Consider the following 20324-nt stretch of genomic DNA (forward strand, 5'->3'; position numbering starts at 1 on the left):
GCTGTCGCGCGCGAGCCAGCCCTCGGCCACCCCGCGGTAGAGCGTGGCGCTGTAGACGGTCCGCCCGGCGGCGCGATCGCGTTCGCTTGCCGGGATGAAGTCGGCGACCAGCTTCAGCGTGTAGGGGCGTTGGGTCAGTTCCTCCAGATTGTGTACCGAGCGCACCATTTCGATCAGCCGCTCCACCGCGACGTCGGGAACGGCGTGCTCCAGATAGCGGCGAACCTGTTCCTAGTTCCACGGCAGGAGAACCATCGCCTGGTAGCGCGCCGGGCCGAATTCGCCGCGCCCCGACTGTGTGAAGTGGCTGTTCTGTGCCCGCGGGGTGGGGAAGTACTGCGTACGGCAGGTGATCAGCACCTTGAGTCGTGGCTGCCGCCCTTCCGCCCGCGCAAGGGCGTCGGCGATCAGCTTGAGCAGGTTGTCGGTGAACACCTTGCCGTCGGCCTCGGTGAGCTTGACCAGCACTTCATCGAGCTCGTCGAAGAGAACGACGGCGCCCTGCGCGATCCACTGATGCACCCGGGCCAGCGTGTAGCCCTCGCCGGCGCCGCTGTCGAGCCAGCCGCGCGCCATGCAGGGATGGGAAGGGCGAATCGCGCGAGCGGCGCGGTGGCTAATTGCCGGGAGCGGGTTCGATGCGGACGGGCAAGGGCCGGGGAACTTCCAGGTGGACGTCCCGCTGCGGGAAAGGAATCTGGATTCCGGCCGCCGCCAGGCGCTTCTCGATCGCGTAGCGCAGGTCGCTATCCACTCGTCGGGCGACCAGGTTTTCGCCCAGTTCGACCCAGAAGACGAGCACCATCAGCAAGGCGCTGTCGGCGAAGTCCTCGAAGAAGACTTCCGGCGGAGGGTCTTTCAGGACCTGTCCATGATCAGCGGCACAGCCGCCGATGATTTCGGCCGCCTGGCGCACTGGCGACCCGTAGGCGATCCCGACGCGGACTTCGCGCCGGATGCGCGGGTTCGAATAGGTCCAGTTGATCACCTGGTTTTCGAGAAAGCTGGAGTTCGGCACGAGAGCCTCTACCCCGTCGAAGCCGCGGACGGTGGAGGCGCGCAGATCGACGGCCACGACGTGCCCGGTCATGCCGCCGAGGGCGATGATGTCGCCGACGCGGATCTTGCGTTCGAAGAGGATGATGATGCCGCTGATCACATTCTTGATGATCGTCTGCGTACCGAAGCCGATGCCGATGGCCAGGGCGCCGCCAAGAAAGGCAAATGCGGTCAGCGGAATGCGCGCCAGGTTGAGGACGAAGATGATCAGCACCACGGCCAGCGCAATCATCGACCAGCGCCGAATCACGCTGGCCACCTGCTGGTTCACGCCGAAACGGCTGACCAGCAAGCCCTGCATCCTTCTCGACAGCCGTGCGAACAGCCAGTAGCCGATGAGGAAAAGGAACAGGGCGCCGATGCTCTTGCCGACCGTGACCCCGTACGTTACCGTGACTGTCTTGCCGTCGATCAGCGTCGAATCCTCGACGGCAAACATCTCGAAATTCCAGATTCCCTTGAGTGTCTGCGTCAGCTGCACCAGAACCAGTTGCCAGTCGGTGGACCCGGCGCCCTTTCCCTGGAAGCCGAAATCTCCGAGCCAACGCTCGAGCTGGCGCTGCAGGCGGCTGCTGCCTCGCTCGACCCGCTGGAACGCGCGCACCCGCTCCTTCAGCACGTCCAGTATCGCCGTCTGCTGCGCGGTTGCCGTGCTGTCGAGGGTGCCGCTGGCAAGGCGCAGTTCCTGTTCCCGGACCGCGACGTGGGCGGTCTGCAGGAGCTGATCGACGATCTGCTTGCGGCTGTTCAGGTCCTCGCGCATGCGTGTGAGCCAGGCAAGCACGCTCTGACGGCTGGCGGCGTCGTCGGAATGCAGTCCGACGTAACGTTGTGCCCAGGCATCGCTGGCCGTCTGCAGCAGCGTCTGCATCCAGGTGAGCGTGAGCAATTCAACGCGGTCGCTTTCCAGGCGTTCGTCGAGAAGCTGCAAGCGAGCCGCGTCGGCGGCGCTGCTGTCCGTTTTCGCGACGATCTTGGCGAGTCGTTCGCGTTCCTTCACACGGCGAGTATTCGCCGCGACCGTGCTGTCGATATCGGCAGCTACCTTGTTGAGCTCCTTGCGCAGCGCTGACTGTTGTTGCTCGAGTTCTTCCTTGCTCAGGCGCTGCTCGGGGAGGACTCGGGCCAACAGACTTTCCATTTCGCCGTTGAGTGCCTGCCGGCCCTTGATTTCGAGAGCCATTCGCTCGGCGCCGAGGCCGATGTTCGCCAGTTCCGCCTCAGCGAGTTGCTTGCGCAGCAACGCCAGCTCCCGATTCAGGCGTTCCTTCTCGATCTCGTCGCGACCCCTCGCACGTGCCAGTCGATCTTCGGCAAGGCGGACCGCTTCCGCTGCGCGCCGCTGCGCGTCGATGCGTCCGACTTTCAGCGTCTGCAATGCACGCTCGGTCGAGAGCAGGTTCTGCAAACGCTCCTTGCCGGTATCGTAGCTGTCGCGCAAGGTGTCCACCTGCAGGGCGGAGTACGGTGGCGCGCTGGCGAAGGTGGCCAACAGGCCCTGCACGCGCTTGTCGTCATTCTGCGATTTTTTCTGATTCTCGAGTTCCTCGATCTGTTTCAGATACTCGCTGTAGGCGACGACCAGTCGGCCCAGCAGGCGCTGTCGATCGGTGGCACTCAGTCCGGGAGCGCTCGTCGCCCGGCCGTCTTCGATCTGCCCTGCCTCCTGCTGCCGGCGCGCCTCGGCCAACTGCGCTTCCGCCCTGGCCCGCGGGTCGGAGGCAGTCGCTGCCGCGGAAATTCTGGGCGGGTCGGCTTTCGGCTTCAGCAGTGGAATCTCGCCATGTGCCAGCGGCGTCAGCAGCGGCAGGAGCAGCGCGAGCAGGTAGCGGCGCACGGCGATCATCGACCTTCCGTCGGCAAGGGTGGGGCCCCTATCATCAAGGGAGCGTAGCAGCGCAACCACGGCAAAAAGGAATCGAGCAGCAAGGCACCCCGCCAGAATAGCGCATTTGCCTTTTGCCGTCCGAGCGGACATAATCCAGAAGGGATCCGGTCTGCTGTTCGAGCGGTTTGCTGCGTCGCCGAGACGGGTTTGTCCGCTTCGGCGGCGTTCGCCATCGACGCCTTCGTTGCCCGGCGCCAGACGGCTGGCAGCCGCTTCCGCACGAGGGAAGGGGAGCACGCCAATGGAAGTGTGCATGCATCGACCTCACGCCATGGGCGGTTCGCGGCTCTTGCGGCGCTACGTGGCTGGCTGCATTTTCGTCGTCTGCCTCGGTCTCAGCGCCTGCGCTTCGATCACCCTGAACACGGTACAGGATGGTCGGCTGGTAGTCGCCGGGCCGATTGCCGGGGTCGAGGTGTTCCGGCAGGGGGTTCGCCAGCCGCCGCAGCCGGGCATGGCCCTGCAGGCGGGCGACGAAATCTGGACGGGTCCGCAGTCGACGGTGGTGCTCAGCTTCGTCGACGGCGCCCGCGTCTTCGTCCTGCCGGGGTCGCATGTCCGCGTCGGATCCATCTTCGTGTACCTCGGCGAGGTCCTGGTCAAGGTCAAAGGGCTTTTCGAGGTGCAGACCACCTATGCGACGGCGGGCTCGGAAGGGACCGAATATCAGGTGCGGGTCGATCCCGGCGAGCGCGTCCGGGTCGTCGTCGCCGACGACCACGTGCTGCTGGCTTCCCGTTACCAGTACTGGCGCAAGGTTGTTCTCGCGAGCGGGCAGAGCGCCTGGATCGTTGGCGCAGAAGCTCCGCGCGTCGGCGCCGATGCGGTGAGTCCAGCGGAAATCGAGGGAATACGCCAGCGCATACGCGTGCTCGACGCGCTGGTTCCGCAGCCCGCCGATCTGCGGCCGGTCGCGGCGGCCGGCGTGGTCTTTGGCCTAGGCTGGCTGTTGAACAAGGAGATGCACAGGGACTCACGCCAGGACTCGCATCAGGATTCGCACCGGGACAGCGTCGATCGCGCGCCACCGGATTCGTATCGCCGGCCGAGCAGTCCTCCCGTACAGCCCGATTCGAGTCCGTCGCCACCGCTGCGATTGCCACCGCTCCAGTAATTCGCCGACGGGCGGCGGGTCGAGAGCGGTCCCGCCGCGGAGGCAGCGGGAGCGGCAGGGCAGGGGGCCGTTGCCGTGGTGTTCCGGATTGCCGGCAGGTGCTTCGCGAGCGAGGAACAGCATGCCCAGGATCTTCATCAGCTATCGTCGCGAAGACAGCATCGCGTATGCCGGGCGGCTCCACGACCACCTCAGCGAGCACTTCGGTGCCGACAAGGTGTTCATGGACCTCGGCCAGATCGCGCCGGGCGACGATTTCGTGCAGGTGCTCGACGCCAGGATTCGGGAATGTGATCTGGTCATCGCGCTGATCGGAGCGAAATGGCTGCAGCTTGCCAACGAACAGGGCCGTCGCCTCGATCAGGCCGATGACTTCGTCCGCTACGAGCTCGCCGCTGCGTTCGCTCAGGGGAAGCGCGTCATTCCGGTGCTGGTCGGCGGCGCGACCATGCCCGATGTCAGGCAACTGCCGCCTGTCATTGCCCGGCTGGCACGCTGCCAGGCGCAAGCCGTGGACGATACGCGCTTCGAGTACGATCTCGATTCGCTCATCCGCTCGATCGAACGCAGACCCTCGCTCCTCGGACAGTTCGCGCAACTGAGCGATGCCGAACGTTTGCGCAGGTGGCGGCAGGGAAGCAGCGTGGGCATCGCCGTACTGATGCTCGCTCTCGCCTGGGTGCAGTTGCTCGACCTGTTCGCAATCGACGCCCGCATCGCCAGTTACACGATGGCAGTGGGCGATCTGTTGTCGCGCGTGCCGGTCGACGAGCGGATCGTGATCGTCGGTTTCGACGAGAAATCGGAAGCTCGCCTGGGGAGTCCGGGCCCGGCCTGGCGCGGCGAGCACGCACGGCTGGTCGACCGGCTGGTCGCCGCAGGTGCCAAGGTGATTGCCTTCGATCAGTTTTTCGAGAACGCGGGCCCGGCCGATGGCGAACTGGTCGCCGCCATCGAGCGCGCCAGGCAGCGCGGCAGCAAGGTCTTCGTCGGCTTGCGACAATTGCGCGGCGACCAGCCGGACGTCGTCCCCGGGCTGCGCGATGCGGTCGATGCGCTCGGCGTGCTGTGCATTGGCGGTCGCAGTGGCTACAGTTCGACGGTTCCCCTGGCCGTGCTGAAGACCGTCGGCCCGGGCACAACGCAGAGCGCTGCTGCTTCCGTCGACGGCAGGTACATCGCGCTCGGCATGCTTGCGGCAGGTGCAGAAACCCTTGCCGTGGACCCGCTGAGGCGGCAACTGACGGTGGTCAGCGATCGTGGTCAGACTCTCTGGCAGGGCCCGCTGCAGCCGATCAAGACGCAATTCGAGGCCTCGGGCGAGGCAAGCAACGATTGCCCGCTGCTCGTCGCCGGTGACCAGGTGGCCGAGCAGATGCTGCGTCTGGCCTCCGCCGGTACGTGGCGAGACCCGTTGCGACGCTACGACTACGAACAGCTCGTCGGACCGTTTGCTGCGGACAAAACGGGCATGCTGGCGGGAAAGACCGTGCTGATCGGCGACACACGACCCGACCGGGACGAATTCCGAGTTCTCTACGGCCTGCGACCAGAATTGCGCCACGGCGTGGAACTGCATGCCGACGTCGTCAACAACCTGCTCCAGGGAATCCAGGTGCGTCGCCTGGGTCCGGCGGCGCAGTTCGTTCTGCTGCTGCTCCTTGCCGCCGCCGGCGGCTGGCTGCGCATCTTCCGCCCGGCAACACCTCCGCTCGCGCGTCGCCTGCTGGCCCTGGCGGTCGTCCTCGGCTATCTCGCGCTCACCGTGGGGATCTATGTCAGCCACGGACTACTGTTCAATACGGCGTATCAGTTGATCGCTTTCGTACTCGCCTATTGCCTGCTGGGAAGGATCGTGCAGCGCCGGGCGCTGCCGGAACAGGCTGCGCCCGTCTGAGTCGCCGACGGTCGCTTCTGCAACAAGGCACGGAATCCCGATCGCCGGCTCGCCACCCGATTCATTGACGATCGAGTTGACGCCACTCACCGGGGCTTGTCATTCTTCCCGTTCTTGCCCGCCTTGCCTTCCGCTTTCTTCTGCTCCGCAGCGGCTGCGTGGTACTTGCGGGCGACCGCGTCGAGATCGACCCGCGTCGGCGGCAGCTTGAGGCCCATTTCGTCCATGCTGTCGGCAATGATCTGGGAGATTGCGAGGTTGCGGAACCACTTGTGATTGGCAGGAATCACGTACCACGGTGCGTCCTTGCTGCTGGTCCGCGCGAGCGCATCCTCGTAGGCTTCGGTGTAATCGGACCACAGGGCGCGTTCGCTGTAGTCGGCTTCGCTGATCTTCCAGTTGCGCGCCGGATCGTCGAGACGCTGCTTGAAGCGGGCGAGTTGCTCCTCCGGGCTGATGTGCAGGAAGAACTTGAGAATGCGCGTGCCGTTTTGCACGAGCAGCTTTTCGAAGTCCTTGATCAGTTCGTAACGCCGCGACCAGACCGCCTCGGGCACGAGCTTGTGCACGCGGACCACCAGGACGTCCTCGTAATGCGACCGGTTGAAAACGACCACCTCGCCCTTTGCCGGTGTTCGCTGGTGCGCGCGCCAGAGGAAATCGTGCGCCGCCTCTTCGGCGCTCGGCTGCTTGAAGCCGAAGACGCGGGTCCCCTGCGGGTTCATGCCGCTGAACAGGTGGCGAACGACGCCATCCTTGCCGGCAGCGTCGAGCGCCTGCAGGACGACGAGCAGCGACTGATTGCCGTCGGCGTAGAGCAGCGCCTGCAGCTCGTCCATGCGCGCGACGTGCTTCTGAATCTCCGGCTGGGCTGCCTCTACGGAAGCATGGCCGCCGGTTTCCGACGGGTCGATCTTGCCGAGGTCGATCTTCTTGCCGGGGCTGACGAAAAACTGTTTGCGGTAATCCATGGTGCGTTCCCCAGTGTCAGCGAAGGTTGGCGGCGGGACGCAGCGCATGCGTCACGAGCGCGATGCTCTTCGCGACGCGCGCGGCGCCGAGCACGAACATCCAGCCAATATTGTATAGCCAGATCCGGCCGGTCAGCGCCCAGGAAATCGGCGTTACCAGCCAGCCAAACGCGCAAATCGGCATGGCGACCGGTTTGCGTGGCGAGGATTGCCAGGAATGACGGTGCAGCCGGCCACGGACGCCGGAAGAACCACTCTTTGCTGCGCGACACGAAGAGCAGCACGTGACGGCAGGCGACGAACTGCAGGAACATGGCCGACTGCAATTACGCACGCGAAGCGATGTCGGAGAACGCGCTCGACAACGGTCTGTCGAGCGCGTGCACACCGGTCAGCAGCAGGCCGAAGAACGGCAACACCGAGAAGCTTCCCTGCGCCGCCGCGACTACGAGCGGGTTAGTCATCTTGCAGCGGATCGGCTACGCCGCGACGGCAGCATTGTCGTAGGCGATCGTCATGATCGGTACGTCGTCGAACAGCGACATGACGACGATCACCAAGGCGGTCAGGGGCGCGAAGCCGAGGAAGATCGACGCCAGCACGACGACGAACAGGATGTTCATCGTCAGCGCCACGCGGTAAATGGTATAAGTGCTGATGCGGCCGACGATCCGGCAGGCCCCGGCGATGCGGACCGGTTCCGACACCGCCTGTATGAAAACCAGGCCGCGGACCTTGGCCCGAAGCCAGACCAGGGGGAATCCAGGACAAGTCGCGCCTACGGCGCGAAAAGATTTGTTCGCCCTATTGACCGGGGCTGGCTGAGGGGTGACCCCTGGCGCTCCTCTTGCCGTATGGTTTTCCCTATCTTCGGCAGCGCTTCTTCCACGCTCCGACCCCCACCGCTCCAAGCTTCTGGGATTTTCCCATTTTCCATCAACCGGTTGAACGATCATTTTCAAAGGTCACATTGAAAGGGAACGGTGGTGAGATGCCTGCAGCAGGCTACCCCGTGGCAAGTTTGTTGCCTATAATACGCCGCTTGACGATGGTGATTTTCTTCGACTGGAGGTATCGACGTGAGCATTCTGGACAAGGCCAAGGAGGCAGCCGCCGCCGCACTCGAAATGACCAAGGAAGTGGCAAGCTCGGCAGTCGAGGTAGTGGAAGAAGCGGGGAATAAGGCAATGGAGCTGGCGCAGGAAGCAGGCGAAGCAGTCGTCGAAGGGGTGAATGCGACCACGGAAAAAGCCAAGGAACTCGTGACCGAGGCTGGGGACATGGTCAAGGGGATTGGTACTGCAATTGCCGACGCCACATTCGTCGACAGCGCCAGAGAGACGGGTGATCAGGCCAAAGCGGATCAGGAGCAGACGGTCGACGCCAGCGGCGTGGCGGACGACAGCAAGAAGGGCTAGGTCGGAGGTCACGGCGGCGTTCGCGTCGCCACCGCCTGTCATCTGCCCGTCGCGGTCACACGTTGGATTGCAGCGATCAGCAAGTCTTTGGTCGCACGCGACCGGGCACGGGTATGCCGCGCTGCCGTTGACAGACCGGGCATCTTTGTCGTGAGCAAGCCGGGTCTCGACCCTATTCCTATCCAGGCAGACCGATCGATGCTGCCCGCAGGGGCTGTGCAAGCGGGCGCGGAATGGCTGGCTGGCGGCGACCCTAGAGCAAGGAGGAGCAGCGAGACAATGGCCATTGCAACAGCCCAGACGACACCCCCCATGTCGGGCAAGATCCGGCTGGTGAGACAATTGCTGGCGCCGTACCACCGCTGGCTGGCGGTCATCCTGGGCGCCATGCTGGTCGAAACGGCGATGTCGCTGGCCGGCCCCTGGCCGCTGAAGATCATCCTGGATAACGTAGTGGGTAACCGCAAGGCGCCCCACTGGCTCGATTCGCTGCGCTTCATCGATCTTTCCGGTGACAAGATGGAACTCGCGGCGGTCGCCGGCGCCATGGTCGTCGTCATCGCGCTGCTCGGCGCGGTCGCCAGCTATGTCGAAAACTACTACACCGAAAGCGTCAGCCAGTGGGTTGCCCACGACCTGCGCATGCGCGTGTACGACCACCTGCAGCGCCTCTCGCTTGGTTACTACGACACCCATCGAACCGGCTCGATCCTGTCCACGCTGACCGCCGACGTCAAGACCATCCAGGGCTTCGCCTCCTCGGGGACGCTCGGCATCGTGGTCGACCTGCTGACCATCGTCGGCATGCTCGGCATCATGTTCTGGCTGGACTGGGATTTCGCGCTGATCGCGGTTGGCGTGACGCCTTTCCTGCTGATGTTCGTGGCGCGCTTCAACCGGCAGGTCAAGGACGCCACGCACGAAGTCCGCCGCTATCAGAGCGACATCGTCGCCGTCGTGCAGCAGGGTCTCGAATCGATTCGCATCGTCAAGGCGTTCGGGCGGCAGGAACTCGAGGAGAGCCAGCTCGCCGAAGTCAGCCACGCCACGGTCGAGGCGGCACTGACCGCGCGCAAGGTGAAGTCGCTGCTTTCGCCGGCGGTTTCGATGACCGTCGCGGGATGTACGGCCTACGTCCTCTGGCGCGGCACCGGCCTGGTGCTTGCCGATGCGATGACGGTGGGGGCGCTGACCGTCTTTCTCACCTATCTGTCCAAGTTCTTCAAGCCGGTGCAGGATCTGGCCAAGATGAGCAACACCATCGCGCAGACGGCGGTGGCCATCGAGCGCATCCAGATCATTCTCGACACTGACGACATCCTGCCGGCGCGGCCCGATGCGCGCGACCCGGGAACCTTGCGCGGCGAGATCGTTTTCGACCACGTCGCCTTCAGCTATGACCCCGAAGCGCCGGTGCTGCGCGATGTGGTAGTCACCATCGCCCCGGGGCAGACCGTCGGCGTCGTCGGCCCGACGGGTGGCGGCAAGTCGACCGCGGTCAGCATGATTCCGCGCTTCTACGACGCGAGCGCCGGAGCAGTTCGCATCGACGGCGTCGACGTCCGCGACTACGACCTGCAGGCGCTGCGCCGCCAGATCGGTTTCGTCCTGCAGGATACTGCCCTGTTCCATGGGACGATCCGCGAGAACATCGCCTACGGCCGGCCCGGCGCGAGCGAGGCGGAAATCGTCGAGGCGGCGCGTCTCGCGAACGCCGACGAGTTCATCTCGCGCATGCCGCACGGCTACGATACGGTGGTCGGCGAACGCGGCATGACGCTGTCCGGCGGCCAGCGGCAGCGGATCGGCATTGCCCGCGCGCTGATCCGCAACGCGCCGATCCTGATCCTCGACGAACCCACCGCCGCGCTGGATACCGAGTCGGAAAAGCTGGTGATGGACGCGTTGCAGAAGCTGATGAAGGGGCGCACGGTGCTCACCATTGCGCACCGCCTGTCGACCATTCGCAACGCGGACAAGATCGTCGTCCTGAAGGCGGGCGTGGTCGCCGAGCAGGGAACGCACGACGAACTGGTGGCGCTCGACGGCGTGTATGCCGAGCTTTACCGGACCCAGGTTCAACCCGCGCCGGCGAGCGGCGCATAAGCATTCGGAGTTGCCATGCACCGTTCCCTGATCGTCCTTCCCGATGACAGCGGCCAGCCGATTGTCGACGCCATCGATGCCGCGAAAGAGTCGCTGCGCATCAAGATGTTCCTGTTTTCGGACCCCGGTCTGCTCGCCGCAGTCATCGCGGCCAGGCAGCGGGGGCTGCAGGTCCGAGTGATGCTCAACCCGGCGCGGCGCAGCGGCGAAGTCGAGAACCAGGCCAGCCGCAAGGCGCTGGAGGATGCGGGGGTGGAAGTGGCCGACAGCAATCCGGCTTTCGACATCACGCACGAAAAATCGCTGGTCGTCGATGGCGCAACGGCTTTCGTCCATTCGTTGAACTGGGAGACCAAGAACCTCACCGAAACGCGCGATTACGCCGTCGTCACCTCGCATCGGCACGAGGTCGATGAGGTCGTCGAGTGCTTCGACGCCGACTGGAATCGGCAGACGTTCGATCCGGGCGAGAACTCGCACCTGATCTGGTGCAACATCAACGGACGTAACCGGGTGGCGCGCTTCATCGATGCCGCCGAGGAATCGCTGTTGCTGCAGAACGAACGCTATCAGGACGAAGTGATCATCGAGCGCCTGGTGCGCGCCACCCGCCGCGGCGTCAAGCTGCATGTGCTGGCCCGCCCGATGCATTTCCTCAAGGCCGGCAAACTGGTCGAGGGCGTCGAGGGGCTGCGCATTCTCGAAGACCTTGGTGCCAAGGTGCACCGCCTCAAGGGACTCAAGCTGCACGCCAAGATGATGCTTGCCGACGGCAAGCGCGCGATCATCGGCTCGATCAACCTGGCGCCCGGCAGCTTCGACAGCCGGCGCGAGCTGGCCATTGAGGTGCACGACGAAGCGGTCGTCACTCGCCTGCAGCAGGTGGCTGACCACGACTGGGCGAATTCCCGCCAGCTGGACCTTTCGGACGAGGGGCTGCTCGCCGATCTCGAAGAGAACGAACCCGACGTCGCCGAGATGCTTGCCCTGGGGACCCAGAACAGCCACCCCGAGCACCATCGGCGGCACGACGACCACGCGCAGAATGGACACAAGGGCCACCACAACAATCATTGAGCTTTTTGATCAACCAGACGCAAGGAGAAAAACGTCATGAGCAATCTGATCGTCGTTGCCTACAACGACCCGTTCCAGGCCGAGGAAGTGCGCACCAAACTGCGCAAGCTGCAACAGGAGTATCTGATCGACCTCGAGGATGCAGTGGTCGCCGTCAAGGATGAAAAGGGCAAGGTCAAACTGCACCAGACGTACAACCTGACGGCGAGCGGCGCGCTCAGCGGCGGCTTCTGGGGTACGCTGATCGGTCTGATCTTCCTGAATCCCTTGCTCGGCCTGGCGGTCGGGGCGGGCGCCGGAGCGGTCAGCGGGGCCTTGACCGACGTCGGCATCAACGACGATTTCATGAAGGACCTGGCCTCGACTTTCCAGAACGGCAGTTCGGTGCTGTTCGTGCTCGTGCGCAAGGCGACTCCCGACAAGGTGCTCGAAGAGCTGCAGGGCACCGGTGGCAAGGTGATCAAGACTTCGCTGACGCACGACGAGGAAGCCAAGCTGCAGGCCGTACTCGACGCGGCCAAGCAGGAACCGCCCGCCAGCGGCGCCTGAGCGTGGTCAAGGCGCGTGCAGCTGGGTGAAAGGGAAGGAACATGGATCTCACGATTTACCATTTTGTCCTGATCGCCGCGTTCGTCGCCATCGTGGTCTGGGTGTTCGGACGCAAGCGCAAGGCGCGCTACGAGAAGGACGCGCGCATTCCCTTCGAAGAGGACAAGGACTGAGGTGACCGGCGAGATGCTCATCCGTTCGTCCGTTCCGCTGCTCGCCCTGCTGCTCGCCGTGGCCACGGCTGCGGCCCAGCCCGTGTACGAAACACGCGACCGGGCGGGGCCGGTGTTTTCCGATATCCCCAGTCCGGGCGCCAGCGAGCTCAACCTGCCGCCGCTCAACTCCTCGGACTCGCCGCGGGCGCCTGCCGATTCGACGCAGTCAGCGCCGGCCGGCGCCTACTCGACACTGCGCATCGTCGAGCCCGAGAGCGGTGGCACGATACACACCAATACGGGTGAGTTCACGGTTCGCCTGACGATCGATCCACCGCTGCGGACGGCGCGCGGCGATGCCATCGTGGTCCGGCTGGACAACACGGCCTTGCCGACGCGACGCACGACGACGGAATTCGACATCAGCGCTGCCGAGTGGGAGGGCGCCGCAGTCGAGAATGTCGAACACCAGCTTGAAGCCGCCGTCGTTGACAGCTCCGGCAAGGCGATCATCGTGGCTCCGTCGATACGCTTCTACACACATCGCGCGAGCAGGCTGCTGCGACCGGGGCAACGCTGACCCGTCCTGCTTCGTCATGCCGGTGGCTGCCCCATGGCGCAGCCATCGCACCGGGTGCGGTTTCGCCATGATTGGTTCGCGAGCGCGGGCTTTGGCGACGCAGACATCGATGGGACCTTCCATGCTTCCTGATCTCGACCAGATTGAAACTGCCGCGCGCAACGTCTACGCGGCGATGCCGCCGACCCCGCAATACTGCTGGCCATTGCTTTGCCAGCGTCTCGGCTGCGAGGTCTGGGTGAAACACGAAAATCACACCCCGGTCGGCGCTTTCAAACTGCGCGGTGGCCTCGCCTACTTCGCCAGTCTCGCCCACCAGGAGGCGCCACCCGGCGTACTCAGCGCCACTCGCGGCAATCATGGGCAATCGGTTGCCCTGGCTGCCCGGCGGCATGGACTGGCGGCGCGCATCGTCGTGCCGTTCGGCAACAGCGTCGAGAAAAACGCGGCCATGCGCGCACTCGGCGCCGAGCTGATCGAGCATGGCGACGACTTCCAACAGGCACGCGAATACGCGGCGCGCCTGGCCGGTGAACTCGGCTGGCATCTGGTACCTTCCTTCCATCCGCTGCTGGTGGCCGGCGTCGCCAGCTATGCGCTGGAGCTGTTGCGCGCGGTCGGCGATCTGGCGACGGTCTACGTGCCGATTGGTCTCGGCTCGGGAATCTGCGGCGTGGTCGCTGTCCGCGACGCTCTGCGCCTGCCAACCGAGGTGGTCGGGGTAGTGTCGGCGCACGCCCGTGCCTACGCCGCTTCGTTCGCCGATCGGGAACTGCGCGAAGCACCGGTGACCACTGTGCTTGCCGACGGGATGGCTTGCCGGACGCCGCAACCCGAGGCGCTCGAGGTCATCTGGCGTGGCGTCGACCGCATCGTCGAGGTCACCGACGACGAGATTGCCGCGGCGATGTGCAGCCTCTTCACCGCGACGCACAACGTCGCCGAGGGAGCAGGAGCAGCGGCGCTGGCTGCCGCAATGCAGGAGAAATCGCGACTGTCGGGGCGGCGGATTGCGCTGATCCTGTCCGGTGGCAACGTCGATCGCGAGCCGTTCGCCAGAGTCCTGGGCGGCCGACGGGTCGTCGATGGTTGACCGCCGACAGGGAAAGTCTCCGGGGCAGCGCGCCGCTGCCCGATGCGGTCGGATCGTGGCGGTCGCCGTCGCCGCGCGCCTGCCGGTGCAGGGACGCTGACTTCGCCGGCAGGCTGGCACCGGAACTTGATCTGCCGCAAGAGACCTCAATCGTATGGCGCATAGACTGCGCCTGCGACGAACGTTTGGAGGGACAGCCGATGGGGCGCGAGATTGGCAGCGACAGCTTCAGCGCGGATGATTTTGCCCGCTTCCAGCAGCGACTGGTGCTCGAGACGAAGCACGCACACGATGCCTGTGCGCGCGGCGAGTTCGCGACCGAGGGAGTGGTGGCGGGATTCGAACTCGAGGCCTGGCTGATCGACGAGAGGCTTTGCCCGGTGCCGCGTAACGTGTCGTTTCTCGCACGCATGGCGAGCCCGCTGGTGGTGCCCGAACTGTCACGCTTCAACGTGGAACTCAACGGAACGCCACAACCATTGCACGGCGCGGCCCTGTCGCAGCTCGAGAGCGAGCTCACCGCCACCTGGCAACGCTGCCTGCAGGTCGCCGGCGAGGACGATGCCGCCCTGATCGCCATCGGCACGCTGCCGACGGTTCGCGAGAGTGATCTGTCGCTGGCGAGCATGTCGCCCTCGCGCCGATACGCAATGCTCAACGAACAGATCCTGCGGCTGCGCGGCGGGCGACCGCTGACACTCGACATCGCCGGCATCGAGGAACTCTGCGCGACCCACGAGGACGTCATGCTCGAGGCCGCCACGACGTCGTTTCAGGCGCATCTGCAGATTCCCGCTGGCGAGGCGGCGCGCACCTACAACGCTTCGCTGATCCTCGCCGCGCCACTGGTTGCGCTGGCCGCCAATTCCCCGTTCCTTTTCGAGCGTGCGCTCTGGCACGAAACGCGCATCCCGCTCTTCGAACAGGCCGTCGACTGCTCCGACCCGGAGCATCCCCGGCACCTGCGCGTCACTTTCGGCTCGGGTTATCTCGGCAGCGACCCGACCGCCTGTTTTGCCGAGAATCTGTCGAGCTATGCGGTACTCCTGCCCTACGAGGTGCCGGGGCCGGTACACGCGTACGCCCACCTGCGCCTGCACAACGGTACCATCTGGCGCTGGAATCGCATGCTGATCGGCTTCGACGCGCAGGAGAGGCCGCACCTGCGGGTCGAGCAGCGGGTCATGCCGGCCGGACCGAGCATCATCGACATGATTGCCAACGCCGCTTTCTATTACGGCGCGGTGCGCATGCTAGCGAGCCGGGCGGTGCCGCCGGAAACGCAGCTTTCCTTCGCCGACGCGCGCGAGAATTTCTACCGCGCGGCGCGCGACGGCCTCGCCGCGAGGCTGCTCTGGCTCGATGGACGCAGCGTGCCGGCCGCGGAACTCCTGCAGCAGGTGTTGCTGCCGCTGGCGCGAGAAGGTCTCAGGCAACTCGACCTGCTCGCGGCGGACGTCGAACGCTACCTGCAGGTGATCGGCGAGCGCCTGCAGAGCGGTCGCAACGGTGCCGCCTGGCAGCTCGCCCACTTCGCTCGACACCGGGACTTCATCCGCCTTACCGCCGATTATCTTGACCATCAGCGCCGCCTCGCACCCGTGCACGAGTGGCCGATCTGAACAGCTTCCTCCTTCATGCTCACTGTACTCGATTCGCTGCCTAACGGCTTTCTCGACACCCCCGCCCGGCAACTGCACTGCCTGCTCTCCGGCCCGACGCTGATCCACCTTCCGGGGCGGCGGCGCGAACCGCTGTTCGTCTCCGTTCTGCTGCACGGCAACGAAGATACCGGCGTGGTTGCGCTGCAGCGACTGCTGCGCGGCTATGCCCGCAAACCGCTGCCGCGCGCGCTGTCGATTCTGATCGGCAACGTTTCTGCGGCGCGCGTCGGGATGCGTCGGCTCGAAGGACAGCCCGACTACAACCGGGTCTGGCCGGGTGCCAGGCTTTATGAGAATTCGCCGGAGTGCACAGCGATGCGCGAGGTGTACGATCGGATGCAGGCCCGCCAGGTCTTCGCCAGCATCGACATCCACAACAATACCGGCCTCAATCCGCAGTATTGTGTCGTCAATCGGCTCGATCAACCGGTGCTGCACCTGGCTCTGCTGTTTTCGCGCACGGTCGTCTGGTTTCGTGGTCTGGCGGGAACGCAGACGACTGCATTTTCGTCGCTCTGTCCGGCCTTGACGATCGAATGCGGCAAGCCGGGATGGGCGGCGAACGAAGAGCACGCGGCTTCCTTCGTCGAGGCCTGTCTGCATCTGGCGCAGTTTCCCGCGCACGACGTGCGCGAGCGTGACATCGACCTCTATCACACCGTCGCGACGGTGCGCGTACCGAGCAGCGTATCGTTCGCCTTCGGTGACGCGCCGGCCGACGTCAAGTTCGATCCGCAGCTCGACCACATGAATTTTCGCCAACTCGATTCCGGCACCGTATTTGGACGCACGCAGCTGCAATCGCCGATCGTCGTCTGCGACGAAAGTGGGGATGATGTCACGGCACAGTTTTTCGCCTTCGACGACGGTGCGATCCGCCTGCGACGCGCCGCGACACCGGCGATGCTGACGCTCGACCAGCGCGTCGTACGACAGGATTGCCTGTGTTACCTGATGGAGCGACTGCCCTTGCCGCGCCGCGAACGCGCCGTCGGCGCCCTGCGCACCGACGGCCAGGCGGCAGGCCTGCCGGACAGCGTCACACTCCCATGACCCGGTTCTTGCCCGAGCGCTTGGCCAGGTACATTGCCTGGTCGGCGCGCCGGATGGTGTCGTCCCCGGATTCGTCCGGACTTAGCTGTGCGACGCCAGCACTGAAGGTGATCAACAGCCTTTCGTTGTCGGCCAGGAAAAAGTTCCGGGTCAGCTCTCGCTGCAGACGCTTCATCGTTTCGATTCCCTCGCCGAGCAGCGTGTCGGGCATCAGGATCACGAACTCCTCGCCGCCGTAGCGCGCCAGCGTGTCGATCGGCCGCATGTGCTCGCGGACCGTTTTCACCAGATGGATCAGCGCCGCGTCGCCGGTGCTGTGTCCCAGACGATCGTTGATCTGCTTGAAGTTGTCGACATCGAGCACGGACAGGCAGAGGGGGGAGTCCTTGCGGCGAACGCTGGCAATCTCGCGCGCCAGCGCTTCGTCGAGGCCGCGGCGGTTGAGGACGTCGGTCAAGGGGTCGTGGCGGGCAGAAGCACTCGCGCTTCGAAGCTCTTCGTGCAGGCGAATCAGTTCGCTCTCCGTCGCGTGCGCCCTGTCCTGCAGGTCGATGAGTTCCTCGCGCACGCTGGCCGTGTGTTCGGCCATCCCGCGCGTGGCATCGATGACGCGCCGCAGGAGCGGAGTCAGGTCTTCGATCGTTCTCACCTGCTCGATCTCGCGCGCACTTTGTTCGAGGTCGTTCTGGAAATCCGTATTGGATTGATTGATCGACGCCAGATGATCGATGAACGAAGCGAGCATCTGGCGCATCGCCTCCTGCGCTTCGAGGCTGCGTTCCCGCGCCTGATGCTGCCGGGCGAGGACATCCTGCAGACGGCGCTCGACGTCGTCCAGGCGGCGCAGGGTGAGCGGCGGCAGCACCGCACGTGCGAGCGAATCGATCTGGCCCTGGACGCATTCCTGATCGAGGCTCAATTCGCCGATGTTTTCGATGATCAATTGCAGGAGCTTGAGCAGAGACTGCTTGATTTCGCACTGTTCTTCGGCAGCCAGCGAGACACGCTGGTTGAAGCTCGCAAGCAGTTGCAACAGCTCGCCGCTGTCGGCTGCGGGATTCTTCAGGCACTCCAGCAGCCTGAGCGCCTGCCCCGTCAACCACTGGTCGTCGTTGCCGAGGGCAGGCAGCAGGTTTTCCACCAGGCGGGTGACTCTGGCCAACAGGGTGGAGTGGCTTTCCGGAATTTCAGGCCGGGACTCCTGAGCTGGCGCCGCACTCGTCTCGACCGCGGCCGCGTGGCCGCCGCCGTTGGTGCCGAGCGCGACCAGCGCTTCTTCGACGCCTTGCCAACTTCGCCGGCCGATGGCCTCGCGCAGCCGCTGCAGATGCTCCTGCCGTTCGGCAGTAGCCGCTGGCAGCGCTGCCGCGATGTGGCGCAACTGCGTTTCCGGAAAACCCACGACGTTGGGCAGACCCGCAACCTCGTTGTAACAGAGCTGATAATTGGCTGGTGTCGGCGGCAGTTTGCGTAGCGCAAGTTGTCGGAGTGCTTCACGCGCCACTTCGCGGGGATTCTTCGTATCGATCATCGCGGCAAGCATCCATTCTCCGGGGGACGAGTAGCGCCACACTGCAGGTCGGGGCAGGCGAGATCTTAGCACAGAAGTGGTATTGCAATGGTCCAGTTTACTGCCGGATTTCCTCGTCTTGGGGTAGATTGACAGGCAAAGTTGCAATGGCCGCCCAGGTATCATCGCGGCTGGGCTTTGCCGCAGCCGCTGGGATGGTGCCTGGGTGGATTCCGATGGCACGGACGAAGCGGGAAGTCGTCTGGGCGACTCACGAAACTCGCTTCTCGCGCAGGCGGGAAGGGGTGGAGGAAAGCGGGGTAGGGGGAGCGGGCAGGCTTTTCCCCCATGGCCGTTGTCTGGAAACCTCCTGCCCGTTCGACTGCAAGGACGGTTGCGGCTGCAAGATGGGAAAACTGCTGTTGGCACCGATGGAGGGTCTCGTCGACGACGTGCTGCGCGACGTGCTGACGCGCGTCGGTGGCTATGATCTCGCGGTCAGCGAATTTCTGCGGGTGGCCGGCAATCTGTTGCCGGCGCGAGCTTTCCGCCGGGTCTGCCCGGAACTCGCCCGCGGCAGTCGCACGCTTGCCGGGACGCCGGTGGCGGTGCAGCTTCTGGGCAGCGATCCCGCCTGTCTGGCCGAGAACGCGGCGCAACTCGTTGCGCTGTCGCCGGCCGGCATCGACCTCAATTTCGGTTGTCCGGCGCCGACGGTCAATCGGCACGGTGGTGGCGCGACTCTGCTGGCTGATCCGGAACAGTTGTATCGCATCGCTGCGGCAGTGCGGCGGGCAATCCCGGCAGCCATTCCCTTCACCGCCAAGATGCGCCTCGGCGTCAGCGATACGGCGCGCACGCTCGATTGCGCGCGGGCGCTGGAGGCCGGCGGGATCGTTTCGCTGGTGGTGCATGCGCGCACCAGGGAGGAGGGGTATCGGCCACCCGCCCACTGGGAATGGGTCGCACGCATCGGCGAGGTCGTGCGCCGACCGGTGACTGCCAATGGCGAAGTCTGGACGACCGAGGACCATGCCCGCTGCTGCGCGATGAGCAGCAGTCCGGATGTGATGATCGGCCGCGGTGCGGTGGCCGATCCCTTTCTCGCCGAGCGCATCCGGAAGCTGGCGCGGGGTGAAGCGGTCGCCGTCGATCGTTCGCGCGACTGGTGCCGTCTCCTGCCGCTGCTGGCTTCCTACTGGCAGCAGGTGCGTGCCAAGGTTTCGGCACGTCAGGCGCCGGGTCGGCTCAAGCTATGGCTGGCGGCGCTGCGGCGCAATTTTGTCGAAGCCGATGCGCTGTTCGTCGCCGTTCGTCCGCTGCGCGGCGTGGAGGAAGTCGACCGCGTGCTTGCGTTGCACGGCGTGCCGGTAACGCCCGCGGCAGTCTAGCGCCCCGACGATGGATGGCAACTCCCCTCTTCCGACGAGTGGCCAGACCGGCATGCATCCGCATCTGCTGCGGCTGCTCGATCGCCATGCCGCCGATTCCTACCGCAAACCGTACGCCGCCTACAATCGAGCCGCCTTTGCCACCAGCTTCGAACGCTTCCGGCAGGCGTGTCCGCAGGCACCGTTGATCCTAGACTCCGGCTGCGGAGTCGGGGAGAGCAGCGTGCTTCTCGCCCGTGCGTTTCCCTCGCACTACGTCATCGGCATCGACCGGTCGGCAGTGCGACTGGCACGCGGTGAACGCGCCCGGCTGGCCGCCGGCGACTGGCCGTCCAACCTCGACCTGGTGCGTGCCGACGTGGTCGATTACTGGCGCCTGCTGCACGCCACCGGCGTTCGCCTCGACCGGCATTTCCTGCTATACCCCAACCCGTGGCCGAAGATCACTCAGCTTGGCCGTCGCTGGCACGGGCATCCCGTTTTCCCGACACTGCTCGCCCTGGGCGGGATTCTCGAATGTCGCAGCAACTGGCCGCTGTACCTGGCCGAACTGTGCTTCGCGGTCGAGCACTTGACCCGGCGCGCCGCCGTCTGCGAGCCCTTCGTGCCCGAGCAGCCGATGACTCCCTTCGAGCGAAAATACCTCGCCTCGCGCCATCGCCTCTTCCGTATGGTCGTCGACCTCCGGGAGACTTCCCCGAATGCATTGTCGAAAGCGCCACAAGCGTCGTAAAATGGCATTCAGCGCGGGCGTCGTATAATGGCAATACCCTAGCTTCCCAAGCTAGAGCCGAGGGTT

General features: G+C 65.0%; 21 protein-coding genes. 13 read left to right on the forward strand and 8 right to left on the reverse strand.

The features are described 5' to 3' along the window. The 3 genes from NFV80_RS02110 to NFV80_RS02120 form a co-directional block, all read right to left on the reverse strand. A partial coding sequence (locus NFV80_RS02110; protein WP_295325814.1) for a hypothetical protein occupies positions 1-186 on the reverse strand: 186 nt, incomplete at its 3' end. 45 nt (positions 187-231) lie between these two features. Further along, positions 232-576 (reverse strand): hypothetical protein, encoded by a 345-nt coding sequence (locus NFV80_RS02115; protein WP_295325811.1) that lies wholly within the window; start codon positions 574-576, stop codon positions 232-234. Positions 577-616: 40 nt separating this feature from the next. After that, entirely contained in the window at positions 617-2905 is a 2289-nt protein-coding gene (locus NFV80_RS02120; protein ID WP_296757679.1) for a mechanosensitive ion channel domain-containing protein, read from the reverse strand. A 295-nt stretch (positions 2906-3200) separates the two neighbouring features. On the opposite strand from NFV80_RS02120, the gene NFV80_RS02125 reads away from it, so the two are divergent. Together NFV80_RS02125 and NFV80_RS02130 are read left to right on the forward strand one after the other, a co-directional pair. Continuing rightward, positions 3201-4061: a FecR family protein gene (locus NFV80_RS02125; RefSeq protein ID WP_295325806.1), complete on the forward strand. Its 861-nt coding sequence runs from the start codon at positions 3201-3203 to the stop codon at positions 4059-4061. A gap of 121 nt (positions 4062-4182) precedes the next feature. Further along, positions 4183-5958: a CHASE2 domain-containing protein gene (locus NFV80_RS02130; protein ID WP_295325804.1), complete on the forward strand. Its 1776-nt coding sequence runs from the start codon at positions 4183-4185 to the stop codon at positions 5956-5958. 86 nt (positions 5959-6044) lie between these two features. Here the strand turns inward: NFV80_RS02130 and NFV80_RS02135 are convergent, their stop codons facing one another. The 4 genes from NFV80_RS02135 to NFV80_RS02150 form a co-directional block, all read right to left on the reverse strand. Then, positions 6045-6929, reverse strand: a complete 885-nt coding sequence (locus tag NFV80_RS02135) for a polyphosphate kinase 2 family protein (protein ID WP_295325802.1) — start codon at positions 6927-6929, stop codon at positions 6045-6047. Positions 6930-6945: 16 nt separating this feature from the next. Next, positions 6946-7113 (reverse strand): hypothetical protein, encoded by a 168-nt coding sequence (locus tag NFV80_RS02140; protein WP_295325800.1) that lies wholly within the window; start codon positions 7111-7113, stop codon positions 6946-6948. A gap of 142 nt (positions 7114-7255) precedes the next feature. Next, positions 7256-7393, reverse strand: coding sequence for a hypothetical protein (locus tag NFV80_RS02145; RefSeq protein ID WP_295325798.1), 138 nt, complete (start codon positions 7391-7393; stop codon positions 7256-7258). 15 nt (positions 7394-7408) lie between these two features. Further along, positions 7409-7636: a hypothetical protein gene (locus tag NFV80_RS02150; protein WP_295325795.1), complete on the reverse strand. Its 228-nt coding sequence runs from the start codon at positions 7634-7636 to the stop codon at positions 7409-7411. Between the two features lie 372 nt (positions 7637-8008). Here NFV80_RS02150 and NFV80_RS02155 point away from each other — a divergent pair, with 372 nt between their 5' ends. The 9 genes from NFV80_RS02155 to NFV80_RS02195 all read left to right on the forward strand — a co-directional run bounded on the left by NFV80_RS02155 (position 8009) and on the right by NFV80_RS02195 (position 16624). Beyond that, positions 8009-8347 (forward strand): hypothetical protein, encoded by a 339-nt coding sequence (locus tag NFV80_RS02155; protein ID WP_295325792.1) that lies wholly within the window; start codon positions 8009-8011, stop codon positions 8345-8347. Between the two features lie 279 nt (positions 8348-8626). Next, positions 8627-10453 carry an ABC transporter ATP-binding protein gene (locus NFV80_RS02160; RefSeq protein ID WP_295325791.1) on the forward strand — a complete coding sequence of 609 codons (1827 nt, stop codon included), beginning with the start codon at positions 8627-8629 and terminating at the stop codon, positions 10451-10453. A 15-nt stretch (positions 10454-10468) separates the two neighbouring features. Beyond that, complete coding sequence (locus tag NFV80_RS02165) at positions 10469-11530, forward strand: phospholipase D-like domain-containing protein (protein WP_295325789.1); 1062 nt, start codon at positions 10469-10471, stop codon at positions 11528-11530. 36 nt (positions 11531-11566) lie between these two features. Continuing rightward, the gene (locus NFV80_RS02170) at positions 11567-12079 is read left to right on the forward strand and encodes a DUF1269 domain-containing protein (protein WP_295325787.1); all 513 of its coding nucleotides are present in this window, start codon (positions 11567-11569) and stop codon (positions 12077-12079) included. Between the two features lie 41 nt (positions 12080-12120). Next, on the forward strand, positions 12121-12252 hold the full coding sequence (locus NFV80_RS02175) for a CcoQ/FixQ family Cbb3-type cytochrome c oxidase assembly chaperone (RefSeq protein WP_295325785.1): 132 nt from the start codon (positions 12121-12123) through the stop codon (positions 12250-12252). Positions 12253-12265: 13 nt separating this feature from the next. Beyond that, positions 12266-12814: a DUF4124 domain-containing protein gene (locus tag NFV80_RS02180; protein WP_295325783.1), complete on the forward strand. Its 549-nt coding sequence runs from the start codon at positions 12266-12268 to the stop codon at positions 12812-12814. 109 nt (positions 12815-12923) lie between these two features. Next, positions 12924-13907 (forward strand): threonine dehydratase, encoded by a 984-nt coding sequence (locus tag NFV80_RS02185; protein WP_295325780.1) that lies wholly within the window; start codon positions 12924-12926, stop codon positions 13905-13907. A 200-nt stretch (positions 13908-14107) separates the two neighbouring features. Continuing rightward, complete coding sequence (locus tag NFV80_RS02190; protein WP_295325777.1) at positions 14108-15529, forward strand: glutamate--cysteine ligase; 1422 nt, start codon at positions 14108-14110, stop codon at positions 15527-15529. Between the two features lie 15 nt (positions 15530-15544). Then, entirely contained in the window at positions 15545-16624 is a 1080-nt protein-coding gene (locus NFV80_RS02195) for a M14 family metallopeptidase (protein ID WP_295325775.1), read from the forward strand. Here NFV80_RS02195 and NFV80_RS02200 read toward each other — a convergent pair. Beyond that, positions 16611-18155, reverse strand: coding sequence for a GGDEF domain-containing protein (locus tag NFV80_RS02200; protein ID WP_295325772.1), 1545 nt, complete (start codon positions 18153-18155; stop codon positions 16611-16613). The genes NFV80_RS02195 and NFV80_RS02200 overlap by 14 nt on opposite strands. 386 nt (positions 18156-18541) lie before the next feature. Here NFV80_RS02200 and NFV80_RS02205 point away from each other — a divergent pair, with 386 nt between their 5' ends. Both NFV80_RS02205 and NFV80_RS02210 read left to right on the forward strand, forming a co-directional pair. Then, positions 18542-19525 (forward strand): tRNA-dihydrouridine synthase, encoded by a 984-nt coding sequence (locus NFV80_RS02205; RefSeq protein ID WP_295325864.1) that lies wholly within the window; start codon positions 18542-18544, stop codon positions 19523-19525. A gap of 52 nt (positions 19526-19577) precedes the next feature. Next, positions 19578-20258: a methyltransferase domain-containing protein gene (locus tag NFV80_RS02210; RefSeq protein WP_295325770.1), complete on the forward strand. Its 681-nt coding sequence runs from the start codon at positions 19578-19580 to the stop codon at positions 20256-20258. Positions 20259-20324: the final 66 nt, after the last annotated feature.

Origin of the sequence: Accumulibacter sp. (genome assembly GCF_023806565.1) — a bacterium.
Classification (GTDB): domain Bacteria; phylum Pseudomonadota; class Gammaproteobacteria; order Burkholderiales; family Rhodocyclaceae; genus Accumulibacter.